This is a genomic window from Cellulomonas hominis (assembly GCF_005239125.1).
Classification (GTDB): Bacteria; Actinomycetota; Actinomycetes; order Actinomycetales; family Cellulomonadaceae; genus Cellulomonas; species Cellulomonas hominis_A.
The window spans coordinates 1-23501 of the sequence record NZ_SZYE01000044.1; the positions used below are offsets into that span (position 1 = coordinate 1).

The 23501-nt window shown below is 75.8% G+C and carries 26 protein-coding genes and 2 riboswitches; of the genes, 17 read left to right on the plus strand and 9 right to left on the minus strand.

Annotation, left to right across the window (positions count from 1 at the left end):
* Window positions 1-859: MaoC family dehydratase (locus FA014_RS07755; protein ID WP_154729117.1), on the plus strand; the 859-nt coding region annotated here is incomplete at its 5' end.
* Window positions 860-921: 62 nt separating this feature from the next.
* Here the strand turns inward: FA014_RS07755 and FA014_RS07760 are convergent.
* Window positions 922-1185, minus strand: coding sequence for a hypothetical protein (locus tag FA014_RS07760; RefSeq protein WP_154729118.1), 264 nt, complete (start codon window positions 1183-1185; stop codon window positions 922-924).
* A complete protein-coding gene (locus tag FA014_RS07765; RefSeq protein WP_154729119.1) occupies window positions 1175-1594 on the minus strand; it encodes a hypothetical protein in 420 nt (139 codons plus the stop codon). Before FA014_RS07765 ends, FA014_RS07760 begins: the two co-directional genes overlap by 11 nt.
* A 77-nt stretch (window positions 1595-1671) precedes the next feature.
* Here FA014_RS07765 and FA014_RS07770 point away from each other — a divergent pair, with 77 nt between their 5' ends.
* Window positions 1672-2295: a pentapeptide repeat-containing protein gene (locus FA014_RS07770; protein ID WP_154729120.1), complete on the plus strand. Its 624-nt coding sequence runs from the start codon at window positions 1672-1674 to the stop codon at window positions 2293-2295.
* Between the two features lie 195 nt (window positions 2296-2490).
* Here the strand turns inward: FA014_RS07770 and FA014_RS07775 are convergent, their stop codons facing one another.
* Window positions 2491-3870 carry an aminotransferase class V-fold PLP-dependent enzyme gene (locus tag FA014_RS07775; RefSeq protein WP_154729121.1) on the minus strand — a complete coding sequence of 460 codons (1380 nt, stop codon included), beginning with the start codon at window positions 3868-3870 and terminating at the stop codon, window positions 2491-2493.
* Between the two features lie 46 nt (window positions 3871-3916).
* Window positions 3917-4032: riboswitch (SAM riboswitch) on the minus strand.
* 117 nt (window positions 4033-4149) lie between these two features.
* Window positions 4150-4252: riboswitch (SAM riboswitch) on the plus strand.
* Between the two features lie 6 nt (window positions 4253-4258).
* On the opposite strand from FA014_RS07775, the gene FA014_RS07780 reads away from it, so the two are divergent.
* The 3 genes from FA014_RS07780 to FA014_RS07790 are packed head-to-tail and all read left to right on the plus strand — an operon-like array spanning window position 4259 to window position 6146.
* Complete coding sequence (locus FA014_RS07780; protein WP_154729122.1) at window positions 4259-4468, plus strand: DUF1737 domain-containing protein; 210 nt, start codon at window positions 4259-4261, stop codon at window positions 4466-4468.
* On the plus strand, window positions 4465-4890 hold the full coding sequence (locus FA014_RS07785; protein ID WP_154729123.1) for a rhodanese-like domain-containing protein: 426 nt from the start codon (window positions 4465-4467) through the stop codon (window positions 4888-4890). The genes FA014_RS07780 and FA014_RS07785 overlap by 4 nt, the downstream gene beginning before the upstream one ends.
* On the plus strand, window positions 4887-6146 hold the full coding sequence (locus FA014_RS07790; protein ID WP_154729124.1) for an O-succinylhomoserine sulfhydrylase: 1260 nt from the start codon (window positions 4887-4889) through the stop codon (window positions 6144-6146). Before FA014_RS07785 ends, FA014_RS07790 begins: the two co-directional genes overlap by 4 nt.
* A gap of 148 nt (window positions 6147-6294) precedes the next feature.
* Here the strand turns inward: FA014_RS07790 and FA014_RS07795 are convergent, their stop codons facing one another.
* The 4 genes from FA014_RS07795 to FA014_RS07810 all read right to left on the minus strand — a co-directional run bounded on the left by FA014_RS07795 (window position 6295) and on the right by FA014_RS07810 (window position 8837).
* Window positions 6295-6834, minus strand: a complete 540-nt coding sequence (locus FA014_RS07795) for a hypothetical protein (RefSeq protein WP_154729125.1) — start codon at window positions 6832-6834, stop codon at window positions 6295-6297.
* A 504-nt stretch (window positions 6835-7338) separates the two neighbouring features.
* Window positions 7339-8034 (minus strand): phosphoribosylformylglycinamidine synthase subunit PurQ, encoded by a 696-nt coding sequence (gene purQ, locus FA014_RS07800; protein WP_154729126.1) that lies wholly within the window; start codon window positions 8032-8034, stop codon window positions 7339-7341.
* On the minus strand, window positions 8034-8321 hold the full coding sequence (purS, locus tag FA014_RS07805) for a phosphoribosylformylglycinamidine synthase subunit PurS (protein ID WP_154729127.1): 288 nt from the start codon (window positions 8319-8321) through the stop codon (window positions 8034-8036). Before purS ends, purQ begins: the two co-directional genes overlap by 1 nt.
* A gap of 78 nt (window positions 8322-8399) precedes the next feature.
* Window positions 8400-8837, minus strand: coding sequence for a hypothetical protein (locus tag FA014_RS07810; RefSeq protein WP_154729128.1), 438 nt, complete (start codon window positions 8835-8837; stop codon window positions 8400-8402).
* A 194-nt stretch (window positions 8838-9031) separates the two neighbouring features.
* Here FA014_RS07810 and FA014_RS07815 point away from each other — a divergent pair, with 194 nt between their 5' ends.
* Window positions 9032-9595: a cysteine hydrolase family protein gene (locus tag FA014_RS07815; RefSeq protein WP_154729129.1), complete on the plus strand. Its 564-nt coding sequence runs from the start codon at window positions 9032-9034 to the stop codon at window positions 9593-9595.
* 28 nt (window positions 9596-9623) lie between these two features.
* Here the strand turns inward: FA014_RS07815 and FA014_RS07820 are convergent, their stop codons facing one another.
* Both FA014_RS07820 and FA014_RS07825 read right to left on the minus strand, forming a co-directional pair.
* Window positions 9624-11108: an amidohydrolase gene (locus FA014_RS07820; RefSeq protein ID WP_154729130.1), complete on the minus strand. Its 1485-nt coding sequence runs from the start codon at window positions 11106-11108 to the stop codon at window positions 9624-9626.
* Between the two features lie 72 nt (window positions 11109-11180).
* Window positions 11181-11921, minus strand: coding sequence for an FMN-binding negative transcriptional regulator (locus FA014_RS07825; RefSeq protein ID WP_154729131.1), 741 nt, complete (start codon window positions 11919-11921; stop codon window positions 11181-11183).
* A gap of 289 nt (window positions 11922-12210) precedes the next feature.
* On the opposite strand from FA014_RS07825, the gene FA014_RS07830 reads away from it, so the two are divergent.
* The 11 genes from FA014_RS07830 to FA014_RS07880 form a co-directional block, all read left to right on the plus strand.
* Window positions 12211-13830: a peptide ABC transporter substrate-binding protein gene (locus FA014_RS07830; protein ID WP_154729132.1), complete on the plus strand. Its 1620-nt coding sequence runs from the start codon at window positions 12211-12213 to the stop codon at window positions 13828-13830.
* A complete protein-coding gene (locus tag FA014_RS07835) occupies window positions 13827-15233 on the plus strand; it encodes a M14 family zinc carboxypeptidase (protein WP_154729133.1) in 1407 nt (468 codons plus the stop codon). Before FA014_RS07830 ends, FA014_RS07835 begins: the two co-directional genes overlap by 4 nt.
* A complete protein-coding gene (locus tag FA014_RS07840) occupies window positions 15230-16156 on the plus strand; it encodes an ABC transporter permease (protein WP_154729134.1) in 927 nt (308 codons plus the stop codon). Before FA014_RS07835 ends, FA014_RS07840 begins: the two co-directional genes overlap by 4 nt.
* Window positions 16149-17054, plus strand: coding sequence for an ABC transporter permease (locus FA014_RS07845; RefSeq protein WP_154729135.1), 906 nt, complete (start codon window positions 16149-16151; stop codon window positions 17052-17054). The genes FA014_RS07840 and FA014_RS07845 overlap by 8 nt, the downstream gene beginning before the upstream one ends.
* Window positions 17055-17107: 53 nt before the next feature.
* The gene (locus tag FA014_RS07850) at window positions 17108-18544 is read left to right on the plus strand and encodes a serine hydrolase domain-containing protein (RefSeq protein ID WP_154729136.1); all 1437 of its coding nucleotides are present in this window, start codon (window positions 17108-17110) and stop codon (window positions 18542-18544) included.
* Window positions 18545-18549: 5 nt separating this feature from the next.
* Window positions 18550-19062 carry a GbsR/MarR family transcriptional regulator gene (locus FA014_RS07855; RefSeq protein WP_154729137.1) on the plus strand — a complete coding sequence of 171 codons (513 nt, stop codon included), beginning with the start codon at window positions 18550-18552 and terminating at the stop codon, window positions 19060-19062.
* A complete protein-coding gene (locus tag FA014_RS07860) occupies window positions 19059-20729 on the plus strand; it encodes an ABC transporter ATP-binding protein (protein ID WP_154729138.1) in 1671 nt (556 codons plus the stop codon). The genes FA014_RS07855 and FA014_RS07860 overlap by 4 nt, the downstream gene beginning before the upstream one ends.
* Window positions 20730-20985: 256 nt before the next feature.
* Window positions 20986-21222 (plus strand): hypothetical protein, encoded by a 237-nt coding sequence (locus FA014_RS07865; RefSeq protein ID WP_154729139.1) that lies wholly within the window; start codon window positions 20986-20988, stop codon window positions 21220-21222.
* Between the two features lie 96 nt (window positions 21223-21318).
* Window positions 21319-22620 (plus strand): hypothetical protein, encoded by a 1302-nt coding sequence (locus tag FA014_RS07870; RefSeq protein WP_154729140.1) that lies wholly within the window; start codon window positions 21319-21321, stop codon window positions 22618-22620.
* A gap of 110 nt (window positions 22621-22730) precedes the next feature.
* Window positions 22731-23306, plus strand: a complete 576-nt coding sequence (sigK, locus tag FA014_RS07875; protein ID WP_154729141.1) for an ECF RNA polymerase sigma factor SigK — start codon at window positions 22731-22733, stop codon at window positions 23304-23306.
* Window positions 23303-23501 (plus strand): hypothetical protein (locus tag FA014_RS07880; protein WP_442861498.1); only part of this gene is annotated, 199 nt, incomplete at its 3' end. The genes sigK and FA014_RS07880, both read left to right, overlap by 4 nt.

Sequence of the window (23501 nt, forward strand, 5' to 3'; positions counted from 1 at the left end):
CCGGGCGCTCGGCGGGCGACCGGCGGGGTCGGGGCCGTCCGCGACGGCGGGCGCGCCGGGGTCGGCGGCCGCGCTGCCGGCCGTCGAGCACCGCCTCGGGGGCGTCGTCCCCGACCCGGCGCGGCTCACGGCCTACCAGCACCTGGTCGGCGAGCCGGCGACGGACGTGCTGCCCGCCGGCTTCGTCCACGTCCTCGCGTTCCCCGTCGCCATCGCGCTGATCGTGCGCCCGGACTTCCCGATGCCGCCGCTCGGCATCGTGCACCTGGCCAACCGGGTCGAGCAGCGGTCCCCGCTCCGCGTCGGGGAGGCGCTGGACGTGCGCGCGTGGGCGCAGGACCTGCAGCCGCACCGGAAGGGCGCGCAGGTCGAGCTGGTCGCCGAGGTCCGCCGGGCAGGCGCACCCGCCGACGCGCCGCCCGCGTGGCGCGGGGTGTCCACGTACCTGGCCCCCGGCGTGCGCGTCCCGGGGCCCGCCCCCGAGGAGCCGCCGCGCCCGGAGTTCGTCCCCCCGGTCCCCACCGGGCGGTGGGCGTTCGACGCCGCCGCCGGCCGCCGGTACGCCGCCGTCTCCGGCGACGCGAACCCGATCCACCTGCACCCGCTCACCGCCCGGGCGCTCGGGTTCCCCCGGGCGATCGCGCACGGCATGCTCACCGCCGCACGGGCGCTCGCCGACGTGGGCGCGCGGCGCGGGGAGGCGTACGCGTGGGACGTCGAGTTCGCGTCGCCGGTGCTGCTGCCGTCGTCGCCGGCCGTGCGCGTCGCCGCCGCCGGGGACGGGGCGTGGACGGTGACCGCGTGGGACGCGGCGCGGGGCCGACCGCACCTGACGGCGGAGGTGCGGACGCTGGGGTGAGGCCGGCACCGCGGTGAGGCGGGCGGTCCGGCGGGCGGTCCGGCGGATCCTCCGGCGGGCGCTCAGGTGAACAGCGCCCGGAGCATCCGCCGGACCGGGCCGCCGCGCATGAGCCGCCGGTGCTCGTCTCGCCAGTACTCGTAGTCCTCGACCAGCCGTCGGCGCTCCGCCTCGCGGCGCTCGCGCCGCTCCCGCTCGCGTGTGCGGGCCTGCTCCCACAGGTCACCGCCCTCGGACAGCCGCACGATGTACTCGTCGACCTTGGGCTGGATCTCGGGCGGCCAGCCGCCGCGCGACGGCGTCCTGGAGGTGGGGTCAGGCGTCATCGCATCGCTCCTCGATCGTCCGGCCCCGCTGCAACGCTAGCGTGACGAGCGCGGAGCGGACAGGGTCGTCCACGGCGTCGCCGAGCGCCATCAGCACCGTGGCGCGGGACACGGTCCCGCACGCCTCGTCCTGCTCGGCGACCCAGCGGTAGACGGCCCACCAGTGCGTGAGGTCGCGGTCCTCGACCTCGCCGTCGCGGGCGGCCTGCGCGACGAGCGCCGCCACGCGCCGGCCGTCCGCCGACTCGGCCCGGTCCGCCCGGATCCGCGCCCGGGTCGCCGCGAACCCGACCACCGCCGCGACCACCGCCGCCAGCGCCGCCGGGCCCGGGGACAGCAGGAACTCCGCCAGCCACTCGGCCGTGCCGAGCGCCGGCGTCGCCCCGGCCACCGCCGCTCCCGCCGCCACGCCGACCACGCTAGAGCGCTGAACAGGCCCCACCACCGTCGTCCACAGGTCGGGTCCCGGGGTGCGAGGCTGGACCCATGCCCGCGCCCCGTACCGACCTGCTCGACCCCTACCCCGGCCCCGTCGAGCCCGAGGGCGACTACGACCGCCTCCTGCTCGACGCCCTCGACCTGGCCGGCGCCGAGGCCGAGAGCGCCCGGTTCATCGAGTGCCTGCTCCGGGGCTGCGACCTCGACGGCGCGACCCTCGACCACGCCCACCTCGTCGACACCACGCTCGCCGAGTGCCGGGCCGGGACGCTCCGGGCCCGCTCGGGCACCTGGCGCGACGTCACCCTGGCGGGCTGCCGGCTCGGGGCCCTGGAGGCCTTCGGCGGCTCGTGGGACCGGGTCACCGTCGAGGGCGGCAAGATCGACTACCTCAACCTGCGCGACGCCCGGCTGCACGACGTGCGGCTCGTCGGCTGCACCATCGGCGACCTCGACCTCGCGGGCGCCCGCGCGGCGACGGTCCGGCTGGAGGACTGCCGGGTCGGGCGGCTCGACGTCACGCGCGCGCAGCTCAAGGACGTCGACCTGCGCGGCGCCGACCTCGCGGGCATCGACGGGACGGCGGGCCTCAAGGGGGCCACCATCAGCCCGGCGCAGCTGCTCGACCTCGCGGGCGCGCTGGCGGCGCACCTGGGGGTAGCCGTCCGCTGACCCACGCCCACCCGCTCGCCCACCCGCACGCCCACCCGCTCGCCGAATCTGCACAAGACGCGGGCTTCATCCGTGTTGAACCCCGCGCCTTGTGCACTCTCGGCGCGGGGACGGGCGGGAGGGACGGCGCGGGGACGGGCGGGAGGGCCGGCGCCCGACGACCCGCCCCCTGCGCGGGCCGTCCGGCGCCGGGGATCAGTCCTCGACCGCGGGCCCGCAGGCCGCCGCGGCGGTCGCCGCGATCGCGTCGATGCCGGTCACCGCGGGGCGCGGCCGGGTGTCGTCGGCGACCGTCCAGCAGCCGTCGACCACCTCGTACGCGGCGGCCGGGCCCTCGGTGACGTACGCACGCAGTCCCGCGAGCAGCCGGTCGACCGTCTCGTCGGTCGTCCCGACGCCGACCGACGCGCGGATAGCGCCGCCGGTGACGCCGACCCGGGCGAGCAGCGGGTGCGCGCAGAACCGGCCGTCCCGCACGCCGATGCCGTGCTCCGCCGACAGGTACGCCGCGACCAGGCCGGAGTCGTGGTCGCCGAGGGTGAACGCGACGACGCCGACGGGGTCCGTCGAGTCGGACCACAGCCGCAGCACCCGCACGCCGGGGATCGCGGCGAGCCCCTCGACGAGGCGCTCCCGCAGCGCATGCTCGTGCGCGACGAGCGCGCCGTCCGGCAGGGCGGAGAGCGCGTCGCACGCCTCGGCCAGCGCGACCGCGCCCAGCACGTTCGGCGAACCGCCCTCGTGCCGCGCGGGGGCGGGCTGCCAGAGCGCGCGGTCGGTGCGCACGTCGCGGACCGCGCCGCCGCCGGCGAGGTAGGGCGTGCCGGCGTCGAGCCAGTCCCGCCGGCCGACGAGGGCGCCCGCACCGAACGGCGCGTACGTCTTGTGGCCGGAGAACGCCACGTAGTCGACCCCGCTGTCCGCGAGCGAGAACGCCCGGTGCGGCACGAGCTGCGCGCCGTCGACGGCGACCCGCGCGCCGGCCTCCTGCGCGAGCGCCACCACCGAGGTGAGGGGGAGGGCCTCGCCGGTGACGTTCGACGCCCCGGTGAGCGTGACCAGCGCGTACGGCTGCCGGGCGAGCTCGTCGCGCAGCGCCGTCAGGGTCTCCGCCACGGTGGGCGCCGACGGCAGGATCGTCGCGGTGCGGCCGGAGCCGCGCACCGAGCGGACCCACGGCAGCAGGTTCGCGTGGTGCTCGACGTCCAGGACCAGCACCCGGCCGCCGTCCGGCACGCAGCCGGCCAGCAGGTTGAGCGCGTCGGTGGTGTTGCGGGTGATCACGGTGACGTCGTCGGGACGGGCGCCCACGAACCGACCGACCGTGGACCGGGACGCCTCGTACAGCGCCGTCGACACCTGGGAGAGGTAGCCCGCGCCACGGTGCACCGACGCGTAGAGCGGCAGCACCTCGACCACGCGGGCCGCGACGGCCTCGAGGGCCGGCGCGGACGCGGCGTAGTCGAGGTTGGCGTACGGCACGGACCTGCCGTCGACGAGCGGGACGTGCGTGTCGCCGCCGACGACGGGCAGCAGGGCGGTCTCGGCACACGAGGTGGTGGCGGTGACGGACATGGGAGTACCCCCGAGCGGATCCGGTGGGGGCCCGACGGACCGGGCGACCCCGCGCTTGCCGGCCACCGGACGGTGGACGGCCAGGTCGTCACCCGGGGCACCCCGCCGCGGTGGGAGGGTTGCCGGCCAGCGAGCCGGGGCTTCGCGCTGGCGCTCATGACCTGTCCCGAGGATGGAGCGGCCCGCGCGGGGGTGTCAACCGCGGTCCACGGTGCGACACGGGTCGACGTCCCGGCGGACGGCCGTCGATCCCGGCCCGGGCGATGGCGTAGCATCGCCGCACCATCCAGAGCGGCCGAGAGATCTGGCTCGTCGACGCCGCAGCAACCCGCGGACCCCCACCGGGGCCGGCCGAGGGTGCTTCCGCCAGATCCGATGGAGGAGAGGCATGACCGACACCGACGACCGCCTGCGCTACCGCCTGCTGACGGGTCCCGACGACCGCTCGTTCTGCGAGCGGGTCAGCGCCGCCCTGGCGGAGGGCTACGAGCTGCACGGCGGCCCCGCCGCGACCTTCGACGGGGAGCGCGTGATCGTCGCGCAGGCCGTCGTGCTGCCCTCGGCGGCGGCCCCGAGCAACCCGGTGCGCCCGCTGTGACCGCGCCGTACGCGGGTGACCTGACCCCGCAGGAGGCCTGGGACCTGCTGCTCTCCGACGAGCGCGCCGTCCTCGTGGACGTCCGCACCGAGGGCGAGTGGCAGACCATCGGCGTGCCGGACACCGCCGACGCGGGCGAGGGCCGCACGGCCTTCGTCGAGTGGACCGACGCGTTCGGCCGCCCGAACCGGGCGTTCCTCGACGGGCTCGCCGCCGCCGGCGTGACCGCGGACGACCCGCGGCCCGTGGTGTTCCTGTGCCGGTCGGGCGTGCGCTCCGTCGCCGCCGCGACCACCGCGACCGCGGCGGGCCTCGGTCCGGCGTACAACGTCCTGACCGGGTTCGAGGGCGACGTCGGCGCGGACGGCCGCCGCGGGCACCAGGGCTGGCGCGCCGCCGGCCTGCCGTGGCGGGAGGCGTGACCGGCCCGACCGCGCCCGGACCGGCCGCCTGGCGGGACCACCGGCTCCCGCTGGAGCAGCTGCGTCCCGACACGCTCGCCGTGCGCGGCGGCGCGGTGCGCACCCCGTTCCAGGAGACGTCCGAGGCGCTGTTCCTCACCCAGGGCTACGTCTACGAGCGCGCGGCCGACGCCGAGGCCGCGTTCGCCGGCGAGGCCGACCGGTTCCTGTACTCGCGCTACGGCAACCCCACGGTGTCGACGTTCGAGGAGCGGCTCCGGCTGCTCGAGGGCGCGGAGGCCTGCTACGCGACCGCGTCCGGCATGTCCGCGGTGTTCACGGCGCTGGCCGCGCTGGTCCGGTCCGGCTCGCGCGTCGTCGCGGCGCGCGCGCTGTTCGGGTCGTCGGTCGTGATCTTCGACGAGATCCTCGCGAAGTGGGGGGTGCGCACCGACTACGTCGACGGGCACGTCCCGGCGCAGTGGGAGGAGGCGCTGGCGACCCCGGCGGACGTGGTGTTCTTCGAGACGCCGTCCAACCCGATGCAGGACCTGGTCGACATCGCCGCGGTCAGCCGGCTGGCGCACGCCGCGGGCGCGGTCGTGGTCGTGGACAACGTGTTCGCGACCCCCGTGCTGTCCCGGCCGCTGGACTTCGGCGCCGACGTCGTCGTGTACTCGGCTACCAAGCACATCGACGGCCAGGGCCGGGTGCTCGGCGGCGCGATCCTGGGCAGCGACGCCTTCGTGCACGGCCCCGTCCAGACCCTGATCCGGAACACCGGGCCGTCGCTGTCGGCGTTCAACGCCTGGGTGCTGCTCAAGGGCCTGGAGACGTTGTCCCTGCGCGTCCGGCACCAGACCGCGTCCGCGCTGGCGCTGGCGACCCGGCTGGAGGAGCACCCGGCGATCGCGCGGGTCCGGTACCCCTACCTCCCGTCGCACCCGCAGCACGCGCTCGCGCTCGCCCAGCAGTCCGGCGGCGGCACCGTCGTGACGCTCGACCTGCGGGTGCCCGACGGCTCGACCCCGGCCGAGGCCAAGGCGCTGACGTTCGGGGTGCTGGACGCGCTCCGGGTGATCGACATCTCGAACAACCTCGGCGACGCGAAGTCCCTGGTCACGCACCCGGCGACGACGACGCACCGCAAGCTCGGCCCGGCGGGGCGGGCGGCGGTGGGCATCGCGGAGTCGACGGTGCGGCTGTCCGTGGGGCTGGAGGACGTCGACGACCTGGGCGAGGACCTGGAGCGCGCCCTGGAGGCCCTGGGCGGCTGAGACCGCACGCCCCTGCGGCGTCGTGGCGGCTCACCGTCCCGCGTGACCGGGTCGTCGGGCGCGCCGAGATCGGCGCTCCGGCCCGAGATCGGTGGTGGTGAGCACCGATCTCGGGCCGCGCCACCGATCTCGGCGCGCGCCCGTCGGCTCAGGCGACCAGGGCGCGGAGCTCGGCCTCGACCTCGGCGCCGCCGGACAGCGGGTGCAGCACGACGCCGTCCACCCCGGCCCGACGGGCGACCTCGCCGACCTCCGCCACCAGCCGGTCGGCCGTCGTGACGACGCGGGTGTCGGCCGGCGCCCACGACAACCCGGCGAGCGCGTCCAGGTACTCCAGGTGCGAGCGCTTGCGGCGGGCGGTGCCCTCGTCGCCCGCGAGCACGACCTCCAGGTCGAGCAGCACCCGGACCTCGGCACGGTCCCGGCCGGCCTCGACGAGCGCGTCGTCGACCAGCGCGGCGACCCGGGCGAGCGCCCCGACGGACGGCACCGCGACCGAGAAGCCGAGCCGGATGACGTCGGCCGTGCGGGCGGCCACGGCGATCGCGGACTCCGACCCCGGCCGGGCCTCGACGGTCCGCACGCCGTAGGCGGGCGCCCCCACGTGCACGACCGGCGCCTGCTCCGGAGCGGCGGCGTCCGGGCCGGCGTCCGGGCCGGCGTCCGGCCGGCCGATCGCGATCCCCACCCGATCGTCGCGCCGCCCACCGACCGATCGGGTGGTCAGGAGACGATCCGCGGGGGACGTGGGCGAGGCCGCCGCGGCAGGCACGGGCTCAGGCGCGGGCGGCGCGGCGGGCGCGGGGGCCGCGCGGCGGGCGGCGGGGAGGTGACGGGTGGCGACCGCGAGCGCGCGGTCCAGCACGGGCTGAGCCATGTCGGGGGTGTCCTCGGGGTGAGGTGGGGTGCGCGGCGAGGGCCGTCCGGCCGCGGGCGCGCGAGGTCGTCAGCTCAGCGACAACACACCCGGCTCAGGAACACGCGGGCAGCCTAGCCGCGGAGGGACCGGGGAGGCAGCACCGCGTCCACATCCCGGGCGCACGTGACCCCGGCCCGTGCCACGCGCGGCTCGCGACTGCGCAGGAGACGCGTCGAGTGAGCATCCAGCGGATGCTCACTCGACGTGTCTCATGCTCACTCGGCGGCGGGCGCCGGGCCGCGCGCTCGGCGGGGCGCCGGCGGCGCGCGCCGGTCAGGAGACGAGCGCGCGCATCACCGAGGTGAAGAACCGCAGGCCGTCCGTGCCGGACCGGGGTCCGCGGGCGCCGTCCGGGCCGAAGCCGGCCTCGACCGCGTGCTCGGGGTGCGGCATGAGCCCGACGACGTTGCCCCGCGCGTTGCTGATGCCGGCGATCCCGCGGCGCGACCCGTTGGGGTTCACGTCCTCGTAGCGGAACACCACGCGGCCCTCGCCCTCGAGCTCGTCGAGCGTGTGCTCGTCGGCGACGTACTGGCCGTCCTGGTTCTTCAGCGGGATGGTGATCCGCTCGCCCGGGGTGTACTCGCGGGTCCAGGCGGTGTCGGTCTGCTCGACGGACAGCACCTGCTCGCGGCAGACGAAGTGCAGGTGGTCGTTCTTGATCATCGAGCCGGGCAGCAGGTGCGCCTCGGTGAGGACCTGGAAGCCGTTGCAGATGCCGAGCACGGGCATGCCCTTGCCGGCGGCCTCGACGACCTCACCCATGACGGGAGCGAACCGGCTGATGGCGCCGGCGCGCAGGTAGTCGCCGTAGGAGAACCCGCCGGGCAGGACCACGGCGTCGACGCCGTGCAGGTCCGCGTCGGCGTGCCAGAGCGCGACGGGCTCGGCCCCGGCGAGGCGCACGGCGCGTGCGGCGTCGCGGTCGTCCAGGGTGCCCGGGAAGGTGACGACGCCGATCTTCGTCATCAGGCCAGGCCCTCCGAGAGGACCGTGCCGGCGGCGTCGGCCTCGGAGTCGGCGACGCGGACGACGTCCTCGATCACGGGGTTCGACAGCACCTGGGTCGCGGCCTCGGCGGCGGCGGCGAGCACCTCGGGGGTGACCGGCCCGTCGACCTCGAGCTCGAACCGCTTGCCCTGGCGGACGGAGGTGAACTGGCCGAACCCGAGCCGCGGCAGCGCCCCGGCGACGGCCTTGCCCTGCGGGTCGAGGATCTCCGGCTTGGGCATCACATCGACGACGACTCGTCCCACGGGTGAGCTCCCTGGTTCGCGGCGGTGGGGGTGGTCACAGCGTACCGACCCCGCGGGACCCCTCGGCGCGCGCGTCCGTCAGGCGGCCCGGACCACCCCGACGTGCGCGCTGCCGCCCTCCGCGAGGTAGGCCATGATCGCGGGGTTGTCCCAGGTGGCGAGGTCGGTCGTGTACCCGACGACCACCACGGCCCACCCGCGGTCGAGCAGCGCGTCCAGCCAGTCGTCGTCGTGCGCGGCGGCCAGCTCGACCTCGTCGCCGACCCACAGGGTGGCCCAGCCGCCCGCCGCGGTGATCGTCGCGCGGTAGTCGTCGACCTCGGTCAGAGCCGGGGCGCCGGTGTCGCCGAGGCCCAGGGCGGCGGCGTACCGCTCGAGCCGGGGCACGACGCCCGGTTCGCGGTGGGTGGGGTGCACGACCCAGCACGCCACCGGCCGGCCGTCGCGCGGGTGGAACCCGAGCGCGGTGCGGCCACCGATGCCGTGCGGCGCGAGGACGTGCAGGTCAGGGTGCATATGTGCCGGGACGCTACGACCCGGTACGGTGCGCGGCCCGGGACCTCTGGGTGCTACCACCCAGACCCCGCAGGGCGGACCACCCGTTCGGCCGACCCCGTCCGGGTGGGTGGTCCGGTTCCTGGCGGGGACTCGACGCAGTTCGGCAGCGGACCCCCTCGCCGGCGCGGGCCCGCGACCAGCACGATCGCCGCATGGACCTCACCCCCGACGCCGCCCTGGTCGTGATCGACGTGCAGCAGGGCTTCGACGACGCCGCCTTCTGGGGCCGGCGCGACAACCCGGACGCCGAGCGGAACATCGGCGCGCTCGTCGAGGCGTGGCGGCGCACCGGCCGGCCCGTGGTGGTCGTGCAGCACGCCTCCCGCACCTCCCCGCCGCTGCACCCCGGCACCCCGGGGTACGCCCTCAAGCCCGTCGTGGCCGGCGTCGAGCCCGCGCTGCACGTGACGAAGTCCGTGAACTCGGCGTTCTACGGCGAGCCGGACCTGCACGCCTGGCTGACCGGCGCCGGGATCGGCCAGCTCGTGCTGTGCGGCATCCAGACGAACATGTGCGTCGAGACGACCGCCCGGATGGCCGGCAACCTCGGGTACGACGTGCTGCTGCCGCTGGACGCCGCGCACACCTTCGACCTGGCCGGCCCCGACGGCACCGTCCTGACCGCGGAGGAGCTGGCCCGGGCCACCGCGACGAGCCTGCACGGCGGCGGGTTCGCCCGGGTGGTCCGGACGGCGGAGGTGGTCGCCGCGGCCTGACCCCGGCGCACGGCTGACCGCGGCGCGCTCAGAACCCCCGGTGCGTCCACCGCCCGCCGAGCAGCGTCCCGGCCACGGGCATGTCCCGCAGCGGCGACCCGGCCGACAGCGGGTCCGCGTCCAGCACGACGAGGTCGGCGGGCGCCCCGACCGCGAGCGTGAGCGGCTGGCCGTCGACCGAGGACCGCAGCGCGGTGAGCAGGTCCAGCCGCTGCTCGGGGTGCCAGGGCTCCCGGCCGTCGCGGGTCCGCTCGACGGCCGCCGAGACCGCGATCCACGGGTCGAGCGGGGCGACGGGCGCGTCCGAGCCGAGCACCAGCTCGACGCCGGCCGCCGCGAGCGAGGCCAGCGCGAACGCGCGGCCGGTCCGGCCTGCCCAGTGCCGGTCGGCGACGTCGCGGTCGTCCATGGCGTGCTCGGGCTGGACCGACGCGACGACGCCCAGCTCGGCGAACCGGGCCACGTCGGCGTCGGTGAGCAGCTGGGCGTGCTCGACGGAGCCGCGCGCGCCGGAGGCCGCGAACGCGTCCAGGGCGAGGGTGTTGGCGTGGTCGCCGATGGCGTGGATGGCGCAGGTGAGGCCCTTGCGGGTGGCGTGCGCCATCAGGGGCACCAGGTGCTCGGGCGGCACGGACAGCACGCCGTGGGCGTCGGCGCCGGTCAGGCCGGGGTACGGGTCGTGGCAGAACGCGGTGCGGGTGTTGAGCGAGCCGTCGGTGACCACCTTGAGCGGCCCCTGCTGCAGCAGCCCTCCGGTGCCGACGACCACGTCCCCGGACCGCAGCTCCTCGGCGAGCACCCGGTCCAGGTACGGCTCCCAGACGCCCGCGCGGACCCGCAGCGCGTCGTTCCCGGCGGCGATCCGCCGGCGCCACGGGGTGAGGTTCTCGGTGATCTCCAGCTCGACGACGCCCACCACCCCGCGCGCGGCCGCGGCCCGGGACGCCTCGGCCACCCACGCGTCGGCGACGTCGTCCGGCACGTGGTCGACGACGCTGGTCAGCGGCAGCCACTCGGCCTCGCGGAGCAGCCCGGTCGGGTGGCCGGCGACGCCCGCGTACCGCAGGCCCGCGGTGCTGAACCAGGCGCAGTGCAGGTCGCCGGAGACGAGGATCACCGGCACGTCGCCGACGGCGGCGTCCAGCAGGTCCGCGGTGGGCGCGTCGGGCCACAGGCCGTCGCGGAACCCGTAGCCGACCAGCGCCGTGCCCGGGGTGACGGGCCGGGCGGCCAGCCGGTCGAGGACGATGCGGATCGCGTGCGCCGCGGAGGTCGCGGCCGAGACGTCGAGCCGCTGCCGGGCGAGCGCCCACTGCGTCATGTGGGTGTGCGCGTCCCAGAGCCCGGGCAGCACCGTCCGGCCGTCCAGGTCGACCTGCTCGACCCCGGCGCCGGCACCGCGCGCGACGTCCGGGCCGACGGCGTGCACCCGGCCGTCGCGGAGCAGCACGTCGACGGTGCGGGCCGCGCCGAGGAGGCGGGCGTGGGTCAGGAGGAGCGGTCCGGTGCTCACGGGGGTCACGTCTTTCGTCCAGAGGGGGTCACGCGCGGGTCGCACGTCGGCCACGTGCGGCCCGGGTGCGGGTCAGGTCCAGCCGGGCCGGCGGTCGAGCTCCGCGCGCATCTCGGCCGCGAGCGCCGGCTCGGCGTAGTGCGGGTCGGTGCCGAGGTGCGCGACCACGCGCTCCGCGACGGCGCGGGGCTTGTCCTGGCTGAGCTTGGCCTTGCCCTGCCAGCGCGTGACCGACAGCCGGAACCCGACGGCACCGGGCGCGATCCGGCGGGCGTAGCCCTCGACGTCGGGCATGCGGACCGGCTCGGGCATCGGCGCCTCGTACCGGTCGACGGTCGCCCCCATGACGGCGTACGAGTCCTCCGGGTCGAGCAGCTCGAGGGTGCCGTAGAGGTGCACGGTGACGTAGTTCCAGGTGGGGACGGCCGGGGCGTAGCCGTACCAGCCGGGCGAGACGTAGCCGTACGGACCCTCGACGACCAGCAGGTGCTCCCGGCCGGAGGCCGCCTGGTGCAGCAGCTCGTCCGGCCGCCCGAGGTGGGACAGGACGGTGAGCGGGGTCGCCGGCACGGTGAACCGGTCGGGCAGCCCGTGCGCGTCGCGCGCGGGCCGCGGCGCCGCGGCGGGCGCGGGCGGCGCGGGTGGCTCCGCGGCGCCCGAGGGCAGCGCCACGTCCTCCGCCAGCAGCACCGGCACGTGCGACGCCACCGGCCCGTCGTCGGTCACGGAGACGAGCGTCGCCCACCCGTGCCGGCGCACCAGGTCGCGTACGCGCGCCTCGTCGGTCAGCACGTAGTCCGTCGTGTGGATCACGCGGCCCATCGAACCACCGCCGACCCCCTCGGCGGCACCCGGGTCCTGTGTCGCGCACGTAAAACTTTCATTGCCTACTGAACTCTCAGCATCCAGGCTATTGACTCCACCACGGGGTGCCGGGGTTGACTGTCCGGCACCGCCGCCGGGTGCAGCCCCGGCCCTCCGGTCCGCGCCGTCCCACCCCGACGCCGCTGGGCCGGACGCCCGGCAGAGCCGCCGACCCCGCTCCCCCCGCACCCCCCGCCCCGGCGGCCCCGCGCCGCCGCTCCCCCGCAGTGGAGGACCCATGGATACGACCCGGATCCGGCTCGCGGCCGGCGCCGCCGTGCTGGCGCTCGCCCTGGCCGCCTGCTCCGGAGGCGGCGACGGCGACGAGTCCGCCGACGGCGCCGCGACCGGCTCGGACGGCGGCGCGATCCGCGTCGCGGTGACCGACCCGATCCAGCTGATCCCCGGCCGCCAGTCGATCGCCTTCGACTTCAACATGGCCGTCTGGGCGCCGCTGACCTGGATCGACGACGCCGGCGAGCTCACGTACGTCGCCGCCGACTCCGTCGAGTCGGAGGACGGCACCACCTGGACGATCACGCTCAAGGACGGCTGGACCTTCCACGACGGCACGCCGGTCACGGCCCAGTCGTACGTGGACGCGTGGAACGCGGTCGCCTACGGCCCGAACGCGTGGGAGAACTCCGGCCAGCTCGCGAACGTCGCGGGCTACGCCGACCTCAACCCCGCCGAGGGCGAGCCGACGACCACCGAGATGTCGGGCCTGCAGGTGGTCGACGACACCACGTTCACGGTCACGCTGACCGGCCCCGACGGCCAGTTCCCCATGCAGCTCAGCCAGGCGCAGACGGCGTTCTACCCGATGCCGGAGTCCGCGTTCGACGACTTCGACGCGTACAACACGCACCCGGTCGGCAACGGCCCGTTCGAGGTCGCGAGCGACTACGCCGAGAACGAGGAGATGACCGTCACGGCGTTCGCCGACTACCAGGGCCCCGCCCCGACGGTCGACTCGATCACCTTCGTGCCGTACACGGACACCACCACCGCCTACACGGACGTGCAGGCCGGCAACATCGACGTCGCGGGCGTCCCGGTGGCGCGCCAGACCCAGGCCTCGGCCGACTTCGGCGACCGGCTCTACACCTTCGAGGCGGCCGGCATCTCCTACCTCGGCCTGCCGCTGTGGGACGCCCGCTACTCCGACGTCCGGGTGCGCCAGGCGATCTCGATGGCGATCGACCGGGACACCATCAACGACGTGATCTACGGCGGCCTGTTCACCCCGGCCACCGCACTGACCCCCGCGGTCGAGGCCGGGACGCCCGAGGGCATCTGCGCCGAGCTCTGCGAGTACGACCCCGAGGGCGCGAAGGCGCTGCTCGACGAGGCCGGCGGGTTCGACGGCACGATCGACATCTTCTACCCCGGCGGCTCCGGCTTGGACGAGCTCTACACCGCCGTCGCCAACCAGCTCCGGCAGAACCTGGGGGTGGACGCGGTCGCGACCCCGAGCACCGACTGGGCCGAGTTCGCCGACAAGCGGACCGCGGGCGACATCGCGGGGCCGTTCTTCTCCCGGTGGGGTGCGCTGTACCCGAGCCAGCAGAACACCCTGCGGGCGTTCTACGTCGAGGGCGGCGGCTGCCCGAACTGCATCCCGTACTACGAGCCCGAGGTGACCGACCTGATCGCGGCCGCCGACGCCGAGGTGGACGCGGACGCCGCCGCCGAGGCCTACGCCGCCGTGCAGGAGCGGATCCTCGAGGACTTCCCGGCGCCGCCGCTGTTCTTCGAGACCTACTCCTACGTGGTGTCCGACCGGGTCGCCGAGCTGCCCACGTCGGCGGTCGGCAACCCGACCTACACCCAGGTCGTCCTCGCCGAGGGCGCATGAGCCACGGAACTCTCCCGGCGGGCTCGCTCGAGGACGTCCTCGAGCGGGCCCGCCGGGTCCCCCCGGTCTCCGGCTTCCCCCCGGTCGACGAGCTGCTCGCCTGGTTCGGCACGCTCGCCGCCGACCACCCGCGGCTGGTCACCGAGCGCCGGGTCGGCACCTCCCGCCTGGGCGAGCCGATCCCGATGTTCTCGGTCGGCTCCGGCCCGCGGTCGCACCTGCTGTTCGCCGGGGTGCACCCGAACGAGCCGATCGGCTTCCGGACGCTGCAGCACCTCGCCGCGGAGCTGGTGACCGACCCGGACCTGCTCGCGCGGTCGGGCGCCACCTGGCACCTGGTCCCGTGCATCGACCCGGACGGCACCCGGCTCAACGAGTCATGGTTCGCCGACCCGTCGGACCGCACCGCGTACGCGCGCCGGTTCTACCGCCCGGCGCCCGCCGAGCAGGTCGAGTGGACGTTCCCGTTCGCGTACAAGGACGCGTACTTCGACGACGTCATCCCCGAGACCCAGGCCCTGATGCGCGTGATCGACGACGTGCGGCCGGAGCTCATGGTCAGCCTGCACAACGCGGAGCTCGGCGGCGTCTACTACTACCTGTCCGAGGAGGTGCCGGGGGCGGTCGAGGCGCTGCACGCCGTCCCGCGCACGCTCGGCCTGCCGCTGGACGTCGGCGAGCCCGAGTCCCCCTCGATCCGGTCGATCGCCCCCGCGGTGTTCCACATGTCCAGCACCCGCGAGGAGTACGACTACCTCGACTCGCTGGGCATGGCCGCGGCGGCGATGGTCGGCGGCGAGTCGTCCAGCGCCTACGCGCGCCGGCACGGGACCGTCTCGCTGGTCGCGGAGCTGCCGTACTGGTCGCACCCGCTGGCGGACGACACCACCCCGACGCCGGCCGACTACGCCGACGTGGTGCGCGCCAAGGGCGAGGCCCTCGTCGGCCTGGGCGCCACCCTCACCGCGCTGCTCGAGGACGCCCGGCCCCACCTGACCCTGCGCTCGCCGTTCCTGCGGGCCAGCGAGGCGTTCGTGCCGATGATGGGCGAGGGCGGCCGGGCCGAGCTGCTGCGGGCCGAGCGCCCGGAGCTGCGCCGGGCCGCCACCGCGGCCGAGGTGTTCAGCAACGAGGACGTCGTCCGGTGCTTCCGGCTGCGGTTCGGCGGGATGCTGCTGCGCGCGCTCGAGGCGGAGGTGCACGCCGGGGTCGCGACCGCGCGCGTGCGGCGGGTCGCCGACCGGGCGCGGGACGTCTACGACGGCTGGGTCGCCGAGGCGGACTCGCTGACCGGGCTGACCGTGCTGCCCGTCGAGCAGCTCGTCGGGGTGCAGTACGGCGCGACGCTGGCGATGTCCCAGGTGCTCGCGGCCCGGTCGGCCGCCCGGGGGGCCGCCTCGTGAGCCGGTACGCGGTGCGCCGCGCCGTCGAGCTCCTGGTCGTGTTCCTCGGCGTCACGCTGGTCATCTACCTGATGGTGTTCGCGCTGCCGGGCGACCCGATCCGGTCGCTCGGCGGCGACCGGCCGCTGCCGGACAACGTCGTCGCCGAGCTGCGGTCCCGGTACCACCTGGACGAGCCCGTGCTGCAGCAGTACGCCCGCTACCTCGGCGGGCTGGTCACGGGCGACCTCGGGACGAACTTCAGCGGGCAGTCCGTCGCCGGGCGGATGGAGTCCCGGTGGCCCGTGACCATCACCCTGGCACTCACCGCGTGGGGCATCGAGGTGGTGCTCGGCGTGCTGCTCGGCCTGTTCGCGGGCCTGCGCCACGGCCGCACCGGCGACCGGTTCGTCCTCGCCGGCACGATCCTGGCGACCAGCATCCCGGTGTTCGTGGTCGCGGTGACCGCGCAGCTGGTGCTCGGCGTCCGGCTCGGCTGGTTCCCCGTCGCGGGCACGGGCGACGGCTGGCCGACCTCGTACCTGCTGCCCGCGGCCGTCATCGCCGTGTTCGGCCTCGCCTCGGTCACCCGCCTGATGCGCGGCTCGGTCGTCGACACGCTCCAGTCCGACTTCGTGCGCACCCTGCGGGCCAAGGGCCTGCGGCAGCGGCAGGTCGTCGGCGTGCACGTCCTGCGGAACTCGGCGATCCCGGTGCTGACGTTCCTGGCCATCGACCTCGGCTACCTGCTCGGCGGGACCGTCGTCGTGGAGGGCGTGTTCAACCTGCCCGGCGTCGGCCAGCTGCTGTTCCAGGCGATCCGCGCGCACGAGGGCCCGACCGTGGTCGGCGTCTCCACCGCGCTGATCATCATCTTCCTGCTGACGAACCTGGTCGTGGACGTGCTGTCGTCGGTGCTCGACCCGAGGATCCGCCATGAGTGACACCCTCACCGCCACCGCGGTCACCGAGGTCGCCGCGGACGCGCCCGCGGCCCGGCGCGGCGTCTGGCGCACGCTGCGCCGCCGCCCGCTGTTCTGGCTCTGCGTCGGGGTGCTCGGCGTGCTGCTGCTGGTCGCGGTCGCCCCGTCCTGGTTCGCCGGCTGGTTCGGCCAGCCCGACCCGCGGGCGTGCGACCTCGCGGACAGCGCGCTGCGCCCGGGCGGCGCGCACGTGTTCGGCACGGACGTGCAGGGCTGCGACGTGTACGCCAACGTCATCTACGGGACCCGCGCCTCGCTCACCGTCGGCGTGCTCGCCACCGCCGTCGCCCTGCTGGTCGCCCTGGTGGTCGGCACCGCCGCCGGGTTCTACGGCGGCCTCGCCGACCGGCTCATCGCCCGGCTGACCGACGTGTTCCTCGGCTTCCCGTTCCTGCTCGGGGCGGTCGTCGTGCTCACCTCGATCGGCACCCGGTCCGCCGTCACCGTCGCCCTGGTGCTCGCGCTGTTCTCCTGGCCGACGATGGCCCGGCTGGTCCGCGGCTCGGTCCGCGCCGTCCGGGACGCCCCGTACGTCGAGGCGGCCAAGGCGATGGGCCTGCGGGACCGCCGGATCGTCGCGCGGTACGTGCTGCCCAACGCGATCGGGCCCGTGCTCGCCGTCGCCACGACGATGGTCGGCGGGGTCATCGTCTCGGAGTCGACGCTGACCTTCCTCGGCCTGGGCCTGCGCGCCCCGTCGATCTCCTGGGGCCTGCAGCTGTCCAGCGCGCAGACCTACTTCCAGACCTCCCCGCACATGCTGCTGTTCCCGAGCATCTTCCTCACCGTGACCGTCCTGGCGATGATCACGCTCGGCGACGTCCTGCGGGACGTCCTCGACCCGAAGGGACGCGGCTGACCGCGTCCCGCACCGCACCGCTCCACCCCGCACCGTCCCGAGAGGCCCACCGCATGTCCGACACGACCGCCACCCTCCGCGCCGCCGCCCCGTACCTCGCGTCGTGGGTCGACCTCCAGGGCGCGGTCCGCCGCGCGGTCGGCGTCCAGGTGGCGATCCGGTCCGGCGACGAGGTCGTGCTCGACCACGCGTGGGGCACCGCCGACGTCGCGACGGGTGAGCCGCTGCGCACCGACCACCTCTTCCGGATCGCCTCGCACTCCAAGTCGTTCACCGCGACCGCCGTCATGCGGCTGGTCGAGGCGGGCCGGCTGCGGCTGGACGACACGGTGGCCACCCACGTCCCGGCGCTCGCCGCGTCGCCGCTCGGGACCCGCACCGTGCGCGAGCTGCTCGGCCACCAGGCGGGCGTGATCCGGGACGGGGAGCGCGGCGACTTCTGGCAGCTCGACGGCCCGTTCCCGGACGAGGACACGCTGGTGGCGGAGCTGCTGGAGGCCGGCGAGGTCTACAGGTCGAACGAGCACTTCAAGTACTCCAACTACGGGTACGGCATCCTCGGGCTGGTCCTGGAGTCCGTCACCGGCGAGCCGTTCCGCGACCACCTGCGCGCCGCGGTCCTCGACCCGCTCGGCATGGCCGACACCGGTGCCGAGTACGACGCGGCGCTGGCCGACCGGTACGCCGCGGGGCACACCGCCCTGCTCGACGCCGACGACCGCCGCGAGACCATCGAGCACGTCGACACCCGGGCGCTCGCCGCCGCCACCGGCTTCTACTCCACCGCCCGGGACATGACGGCGTTCGGCGCCGCGCACTTCCACGGCGACGAGTCCCTGCTGTCCGACGGCGGCAAGCGGCTGCTGCACCGCCAGGAGTCGGTGGTGAAGGTGCACGGCAAGGAGGTCGGGCGGTACGGCATCGGCCTCGACCTGCACACCATCGGCGACCGGGAGGTCGTGGGGCACTCCGGCGGGTACCCGGGCCACATCACGCGCACCTACATCGACCCGGAGCAGCAGCTCGTCGTCAGCGTCCTCACCAACGCGATCGACGGCCCCGCCGACCCGATCGCGGTCGGCCTGATCAAGCTGATCGACCTGGCCCTGAACCCGCCCGCGGACGCGCCCGGGCCCGCCGCGGACGCCCGGCCGCTCGCCGAGTACACCGGCAGGTTCGGCGCCCTGTGGGGCATCACCGACATCGCCGAGCTCGGCGGCCGGCTCCTGCTGCTGCACCCGGCCGCGCCGGACCCGGTGGCCGCGTACGACGAGCTGCACGTGCGCGGCCGCGACGTGCTGGGCACCACCCGCCAGCCGGGGTTCGGCTCCGCCGGCGAGGACGTGGTCGTGGAGCGGTCGCCGGACGGCGCGATCGCCGCCGTCCGCAACGGCATGACCTCGTGGCCGCTCGACGAGTTCCGCCGCCGCCGCACCGGCATGACCCGCCGCCGGGACGCCGGTGCGGCCGTCCCGGCGTCCCTAGGCTGACCGGCATGACCAGCGACGACGCCGCTCCCTCCCCCGACTTCGCCATGACCCCGGAGCAGCTCGGGTGGATCGAGCAGTTCGCCCTCACCTGGGAGGGGACGAACAGCGCCCGCATGGAGGGCCGCGTGGTCGGGCTGCTGATGATCGCGGACCGCCCGTACCTGTCGTCCCAGCAGATCGCGCAGCTGCTCACCGCGAGCGCCGGGGCCGTGTCGACCGCGACCCGGCGGCTCGTGGAGGTCGGGTTCATCCAGCGGCACGCGATCGCCGGCGACCGGAACCACTACTTCCGCGTCGAGGACGACATCTGGGGGCGCTGGCTGGCGAGCGAGCGGAACTACCTGCCGCGGCTGCAGCGGGTCCTCGACGAGGCGCTCACCGGCGGCCCCGCGGAGGGGCCGGCGCGCCGGCTGCGCAACGCGCGCAACTACATGGAGTGGCTCGCGGGGTACCACCGCAAGATGCTCGCCGACTGGGAGGCCTACCGCGACGCGCAGGCCGGGACTGGAGAACCGTGACGACCGACCCCACCCCCGCCGCCGGCCGCGCCCCCGTGCTGTCCGTGCGGGACCTGACCGTCACGTTCCGCGTCGACCGGGGGCGGTCCCCGGACGTGCACGCCGTGCGCGGGGTCTCCTTCGACCTGCACGCGGGCGAGGTGCTGGCCGTCGTCGGCGAGTCCGGGTCCGGCAAGTCCGTGTCCTCGCTCGCTGTGCTCGGGCTGCTGCCCGGCACCGCGCGGGTCACCGGCAGCGCGCGGCTCGGCGACCTCGAGCTGGTCGGCCTGGACGACGGGGCGCTGTCCGACGTCCGCGGCCGCCGGGCCGCCATGATCTTCCAGGACCCGTCGAACGCCCTGGACCCCGTGTTCACCATCGGGTTCCAGCTGCGCGAGACCCTGCGCCGGCACCTGCCCGGCCTGTCCCGCGCCGAGGCGCGCGCCCGCGCCGTCGAGCTGCTGCGCCTGGTCGAGCTGCCCGACCCCGAGGACCGGCTGCGCTTCTACCCGCACCAGCTGTCCGGCGGGCAGGCGCAGCGGGTCATGATCGCGATGGCCCTGGCGTGCGACCCCGAGGTGCTGATCGCCGACGAGCCGACCACCGCGCTCGACGTCACCGTGCAGCAGGAGGTCCTCGACGTCCTGCGGCGGCTGCGCGCCCGCACCTCGGCCGCGGTCGTGCTCATCACGCACGACATGGGTGTGGTGGCCGACCTGGCGGACCGGGTGGTCGTCATGCGGCACGGCGAGGTCGTCGAGACCGCCGACGTCGTCGACCTGTTCGACGCCCCCGCCGCGGAGTACACCCGCACCCTGCTCGACGCCGTGCCGCGGATCGGGGCGGACGAGCGCCCGGCCGGCACCGACTCCGCCGAGCGGCCCGCGCTGAACATCGAGAACCTGGTGGTCGAGTACCGGGACCGGCGGGGCCGCGTGGTCCGCGCGGTCGACGACGTGACGCTGCGCGTGCAGCCCGGCGAGATGCTGGCGCTGGTCGGCGAGTCCGGCTCCGGCAAGTCGACTCTGGGCCGGTGCGCGCTCGGCCTCGCACCGCTCACCTCCGGCACGGTCGAGGTGGTCGGCACCCGCCTGGGCCGGGACACCCCGCGCGCCGTGCGGGCCGCCCGCACCCGGATCGGCGTCGTGTTCCAGAACCCGGCCGCGTCGCTCAACCCGCGGTACACCGTCGGCGAGTCCGTCGCCGAGCCGCTGCGCGTGCACGCCGGCCTGCGGGGGGCCGCGCTGACCGCGCGGGTCGCCCGGCTGCTGGACGCCGTCGAGCTGCCGGCGGCCTGGGCGTCCCGGTACCCGCACGAGCTGTCCGGCGGGCAGCGGCAGCGCGTGTCGATCGCCCGCGCGGTGTCCCTGGACCCCGAGCTGCTCATCGCCGACGAGCCCACGTCCGCGCTGGACGTCTCGGTGCAGGCCACGGTCCTCGAGCTGTTCCGGTCGATCCAGGAGCGGCTGCGGTTCGCCTGCCTGTTCATCAGCCACGACCTCGCGGTGGTCGACGAGCTGGCCGACCGGGTCGCGGTGATGCACCGCGGGCGCGTGGTGGAGGTGGGCGAGCGCAGCCGCGTGCTCCGCGCGCCCGAGCACGACTACACCCGGCGGCTGCTGGCGGCGGCGCCGGTGCCGGACCCGGCCGTGCAGGCGGAGCGGCGGTCGGTGCGGCTGGCCGGCTGACGCCCGCCCTGGCCCCGGCTCCTCTCACGGGAGAGACCGGGCCGCCACCGGGGGACGCCCGATTCGTCCGTGATGTCGACCACATGTGCGGTTTTTCACCCCGCCGATACCACTCAGATGCACCTGACGCCACAGGAACCCGTGCGACCGTCCGATGGACAGCAGCACACGGGCCGAGGTGGCCCGCGGGGCGACGTCGGCCCGGCCGGCGCCGCAGGGGCCTCCCCGGAGGCCCGGAGCACGGAGGTGGGACCGCATGACACTCGACGACCTCGGCCACCCGGCCGCGACGGTGACGCGGCTCCCCGCGGCTTGGACCCCTTTCGACGAGCTGCGGTCCGCCGTGGGCCCCACCCCCTGCGTCGCCCGCCCGCACGCCGGCCTGGTGCACCGCGACGGGCCGTGCCAGTGCTTCGTCGGCGGCCCCGCCCCCGAGCACGCCGAGCGACCCGAGGACGTCGTCCTCGCGCTGGCCTGGCACGGGGCGGCGTAGCGCGTTCACCCGGTCCTCCCGCGGCCGCCACCCATCCGCGGGACGCCGCGCTCCGAACCCCTCGTGACTCACACCCGAGGGACGCAAGGAGCGATGATGCGACGCACCCGCAGCACCTACGCCGTGGCCACGATGGCCGCGGGGCTCACCCTGAGCCTGACGCTGGCCGCCTGCAGCGGCACCGACGACACGACCGGGGGCACCCGGCCCTCGGCCTCCTCCTCGACGGACGGCTCGGACCACTCCGCGATGAGCGGCACCGGCGCCGTGGAGCCCGTCAGCACGGGTGACCCGTTCGCCGACGCGCGGACCGCCGCCGCGCACATGCCGGAGACGGCCCTCACCCTGGCGACCGGCCTGGCCGCCGCCACCGGCACCGCCGGCGAGGTCGACTCCGATGCGGCGACGCTGCGCGCGGGCCTCACCGCGCTGCTCCAGGAGCACGTCTACCTGACCGGCATCGGTGTGGCCACCGCCTACACGGCGGGTGCCGACTCCGACGAGTTCGCCGCCGCCAAGGCCGCGCTGGACGGCAACACCGACGACCTCGCGGAGGCCGTGGGCTCGCTGGCCGGCGAGGAGCAGGGCACCGCCTTCCACCAGCTGTGGGACGAGCACATCGGCTACTTCGTGGACTACGCCGTCGCGGTGAAGTCCGGCGACCAGGCCGCCGCGGACGCGGCGCAGGCGTCGCTCGCGGGCTACACGACGGACGCGGGCGCGTTCTTCGAGCAGATCAGCGCCGGCAACCTGCCCGCCGACGCGGTGGCCGAGGCGCTGACGATGCACGTCACCACGCTCACGGCCGCCATCGACGCCCTCGCCGCCGGGGAGCCCACGGCGTCCGACACGCTGAAGGCCGCCGCCGACCACGTGGGCATGGACGCCGCCACCATCGCGACCGGCCTGGCCGCCGGCGCCGGCCTGTCCGGCGACCCGATGGACGACGCGTCGACCCTGCGCGCGACGCTGACCGCGCTGCTCCAGGAGCACGTCTACCTGGCGTCGTACGCGGTGTTCACGGCCTACACGGCCGAGGGCGGGGTCGAGTCCCCGGCGTTCACCGCCGCGGCCGCCACGCTCGACGCGAACTCCGTGGCGCTGTCCGACGCCGTGACCTCGCTCGCCGGCGAGGAGAAGGGGGCGGCGTTCCTCGACCTGTGGCGCGAGCACATCGGCTACTTCGTCGACTACGCCGTCGCCGACGCCACGGGCGACACCGACGGGCAGCAGGAGGCCCTGATGAACCTCGACGGCTACCGCGGCCCCGCGGGCCAGTTCTTCGAGGACGTCAGCGGCGGCGAGCTGCCCGCGGACGACGTCGCCGCCGGGCTGGGCATGCACGTGTCCACCCTCGCCGGTGCCATCGACTCGCTCGCGGCCGCGCTCGTCCCCTGACGAGCCCCGAGACCGTGACGCCGGCCCCGATCCCCGCCGGGGCCGGCGTCACGCCCGCGCGGCGGGCGGGTCGGGGGGAACCGGCGGGCGCCGTGCGGCACACTGCTGCGGTGTCCTCCCCCGGTTCCCGCCCCGCCGCCCGTGCGACGGCCGACGAGGCGCTCGCCCGCGTCGCCGGCGGCGACCGCGACGCGTTCCCGGCGCTGTACGACATGCTGTCCCCCGCCGTGCACGGCACGGCGCTCGCCGTCCTCCGCGACCCGGACCACGCGGCGGAGGTCACCCAGGAGGTCATGGTGGAGATCTGGCGCACGGCGTCCCGGTGGGACGCCCGGCGCGGCTCGGCGCGCGCGTGGGCGACCACGATGGCGCACCGCCGGGCCGTCGACCGCGTGCGCTCGGTGCAGTCCCAGCGCACCCGCGACCAGGCGGTGCTCGACGGCGACCGCCCGCGCGCCTTCGACGTCGTCGCCGAGCAGGCCGAGTCGAACCTCGAGGCCGAGCGCGTCCGGCACTGCCTGGGCGGGCTGACCGACACCCAGCGCGAGGCCGTCGTCCTCGCCTACTACGACGGCCGGACCTACCGCGAGGTGGCCGAGTCGCTCGAGGCCCCGCTGCCCACCGTCAAGAGCCGCATCCGCGACGGCCTCACCCGGCTGCGCGACTGCCTGGGGGTGGCCGCGTGAACGCGCCCGCGACCCCGCGCCCGGGTGACCGCCGACCCGACGACGCCGCCACCCGCGAGCTGCTCGGCGCGTGGGCCCTCGACGCCCTCGACGACGCCGAGCGCGCCCGCGTGGACGACCTGATCGCCCGCGACCCCGAGGCCGCCCGCGAGGCCCGGTCGCTGCGGGAGACCGCGGCCGTGCTCGGCGAGGCGG

Bases quoted from the DNA above. Each gene is read 5' to 3' on its own strand.
- FA014_RS07760 (WP_154729118.1), bottom strand. From the start codon at position 1,185: ATGACGCCTGACCCCACCTCCAGGACGCCGTCGCGCGGCGGCTGGCCG.
- FA014_RS07770 (WP_154729120.1), top strand. From the start codon at position 1,672: ATGCCCGCGCCCCGTACCGACCTGCTCGACCCCTACCCCGGCCCCGTC.
- FA014_RS07775 (WP_154729121.1), bottom strand. From the start codon at position 3,870: ATGTCCGTCACCGCCACCACCTCGTGTGCCGAGACCGCCCTGCTGCCC.
- FA014_RS07780 (WP_154729122.1), top strand. From the start codon at position 4,259: ATGACCGACACCGACGACCGCCTGCGCTACCGCCTGCTGACGGGTCCC.
- purQ (WP_154729126.1), bottom strand. From the start codon at position 8,034: ATGACGAAGATCGGCGTCGTCACCTTCCCGGGCACCCTGGACGACCGC.
- FA014_RS07810 (WP_154729128.1), bottom strand. From the start codon at position 8,837: ATGCACCCTGACCTGCACGTCCTCGCGCCGCACGGCATCGGTGGCCGC.
- FA014_RS07815 (WP_154729129.1), top strand. From the start codon at position 9,032: ATGGACCTCACCCCCGACGCCGCCCTGGTCGTGATCGACGTGCAGCAG.
- FA014_RS07830 (WP_154729132.1), top strand. From the start codon at position 12,211: ATGGATACGACCCGGATCCGGCTCGCGGCCGGCGCCGCCGTGCTGGCG.
- FA014_RS07835 (WP_154729133.1), top strand. From the start codon at position 13,827: ATGAGCCACGGAACTCTCCCGGCGGGCTCGCTCGAGGACGTCCTCGAG.
- FA014_RS07845 (WP_154729135.1), top strand. From the start codon at position 16,149: ATGAGTGACACCCTCACCGCCACCGCGGTCACCGAGGTCGCCGCGGAC.
- FA014_RS07850 (WP_154729136.1), top strand. From the start codon at position 17,108: ATGTCCGACACGACCGCCACCCTCCGCGCCGCCGCCCCGTACCTCGCG.
- FA014_RS07855 (WP_154729137.1), top strand. From the start codon at position 18,550: ATGACCAGCGACGACGCCGCTCCCTCCCCCGACTTCGCCATGACCCCG.
- FA014_RS07865 (WP_154729139.1), top strand. From the start codon at position 20,986: ATGACACTCGACGACCTCGGCCACCCGGCCGCGACGGTGACGCGGCTC.
- FA014_RS07870 (WP_154729140.1), top strand. From the start codon at position 21,319: ATGCGACGCACCCGCAGCACCTACGCCGTGGCCACGATGGCCGCGGGG.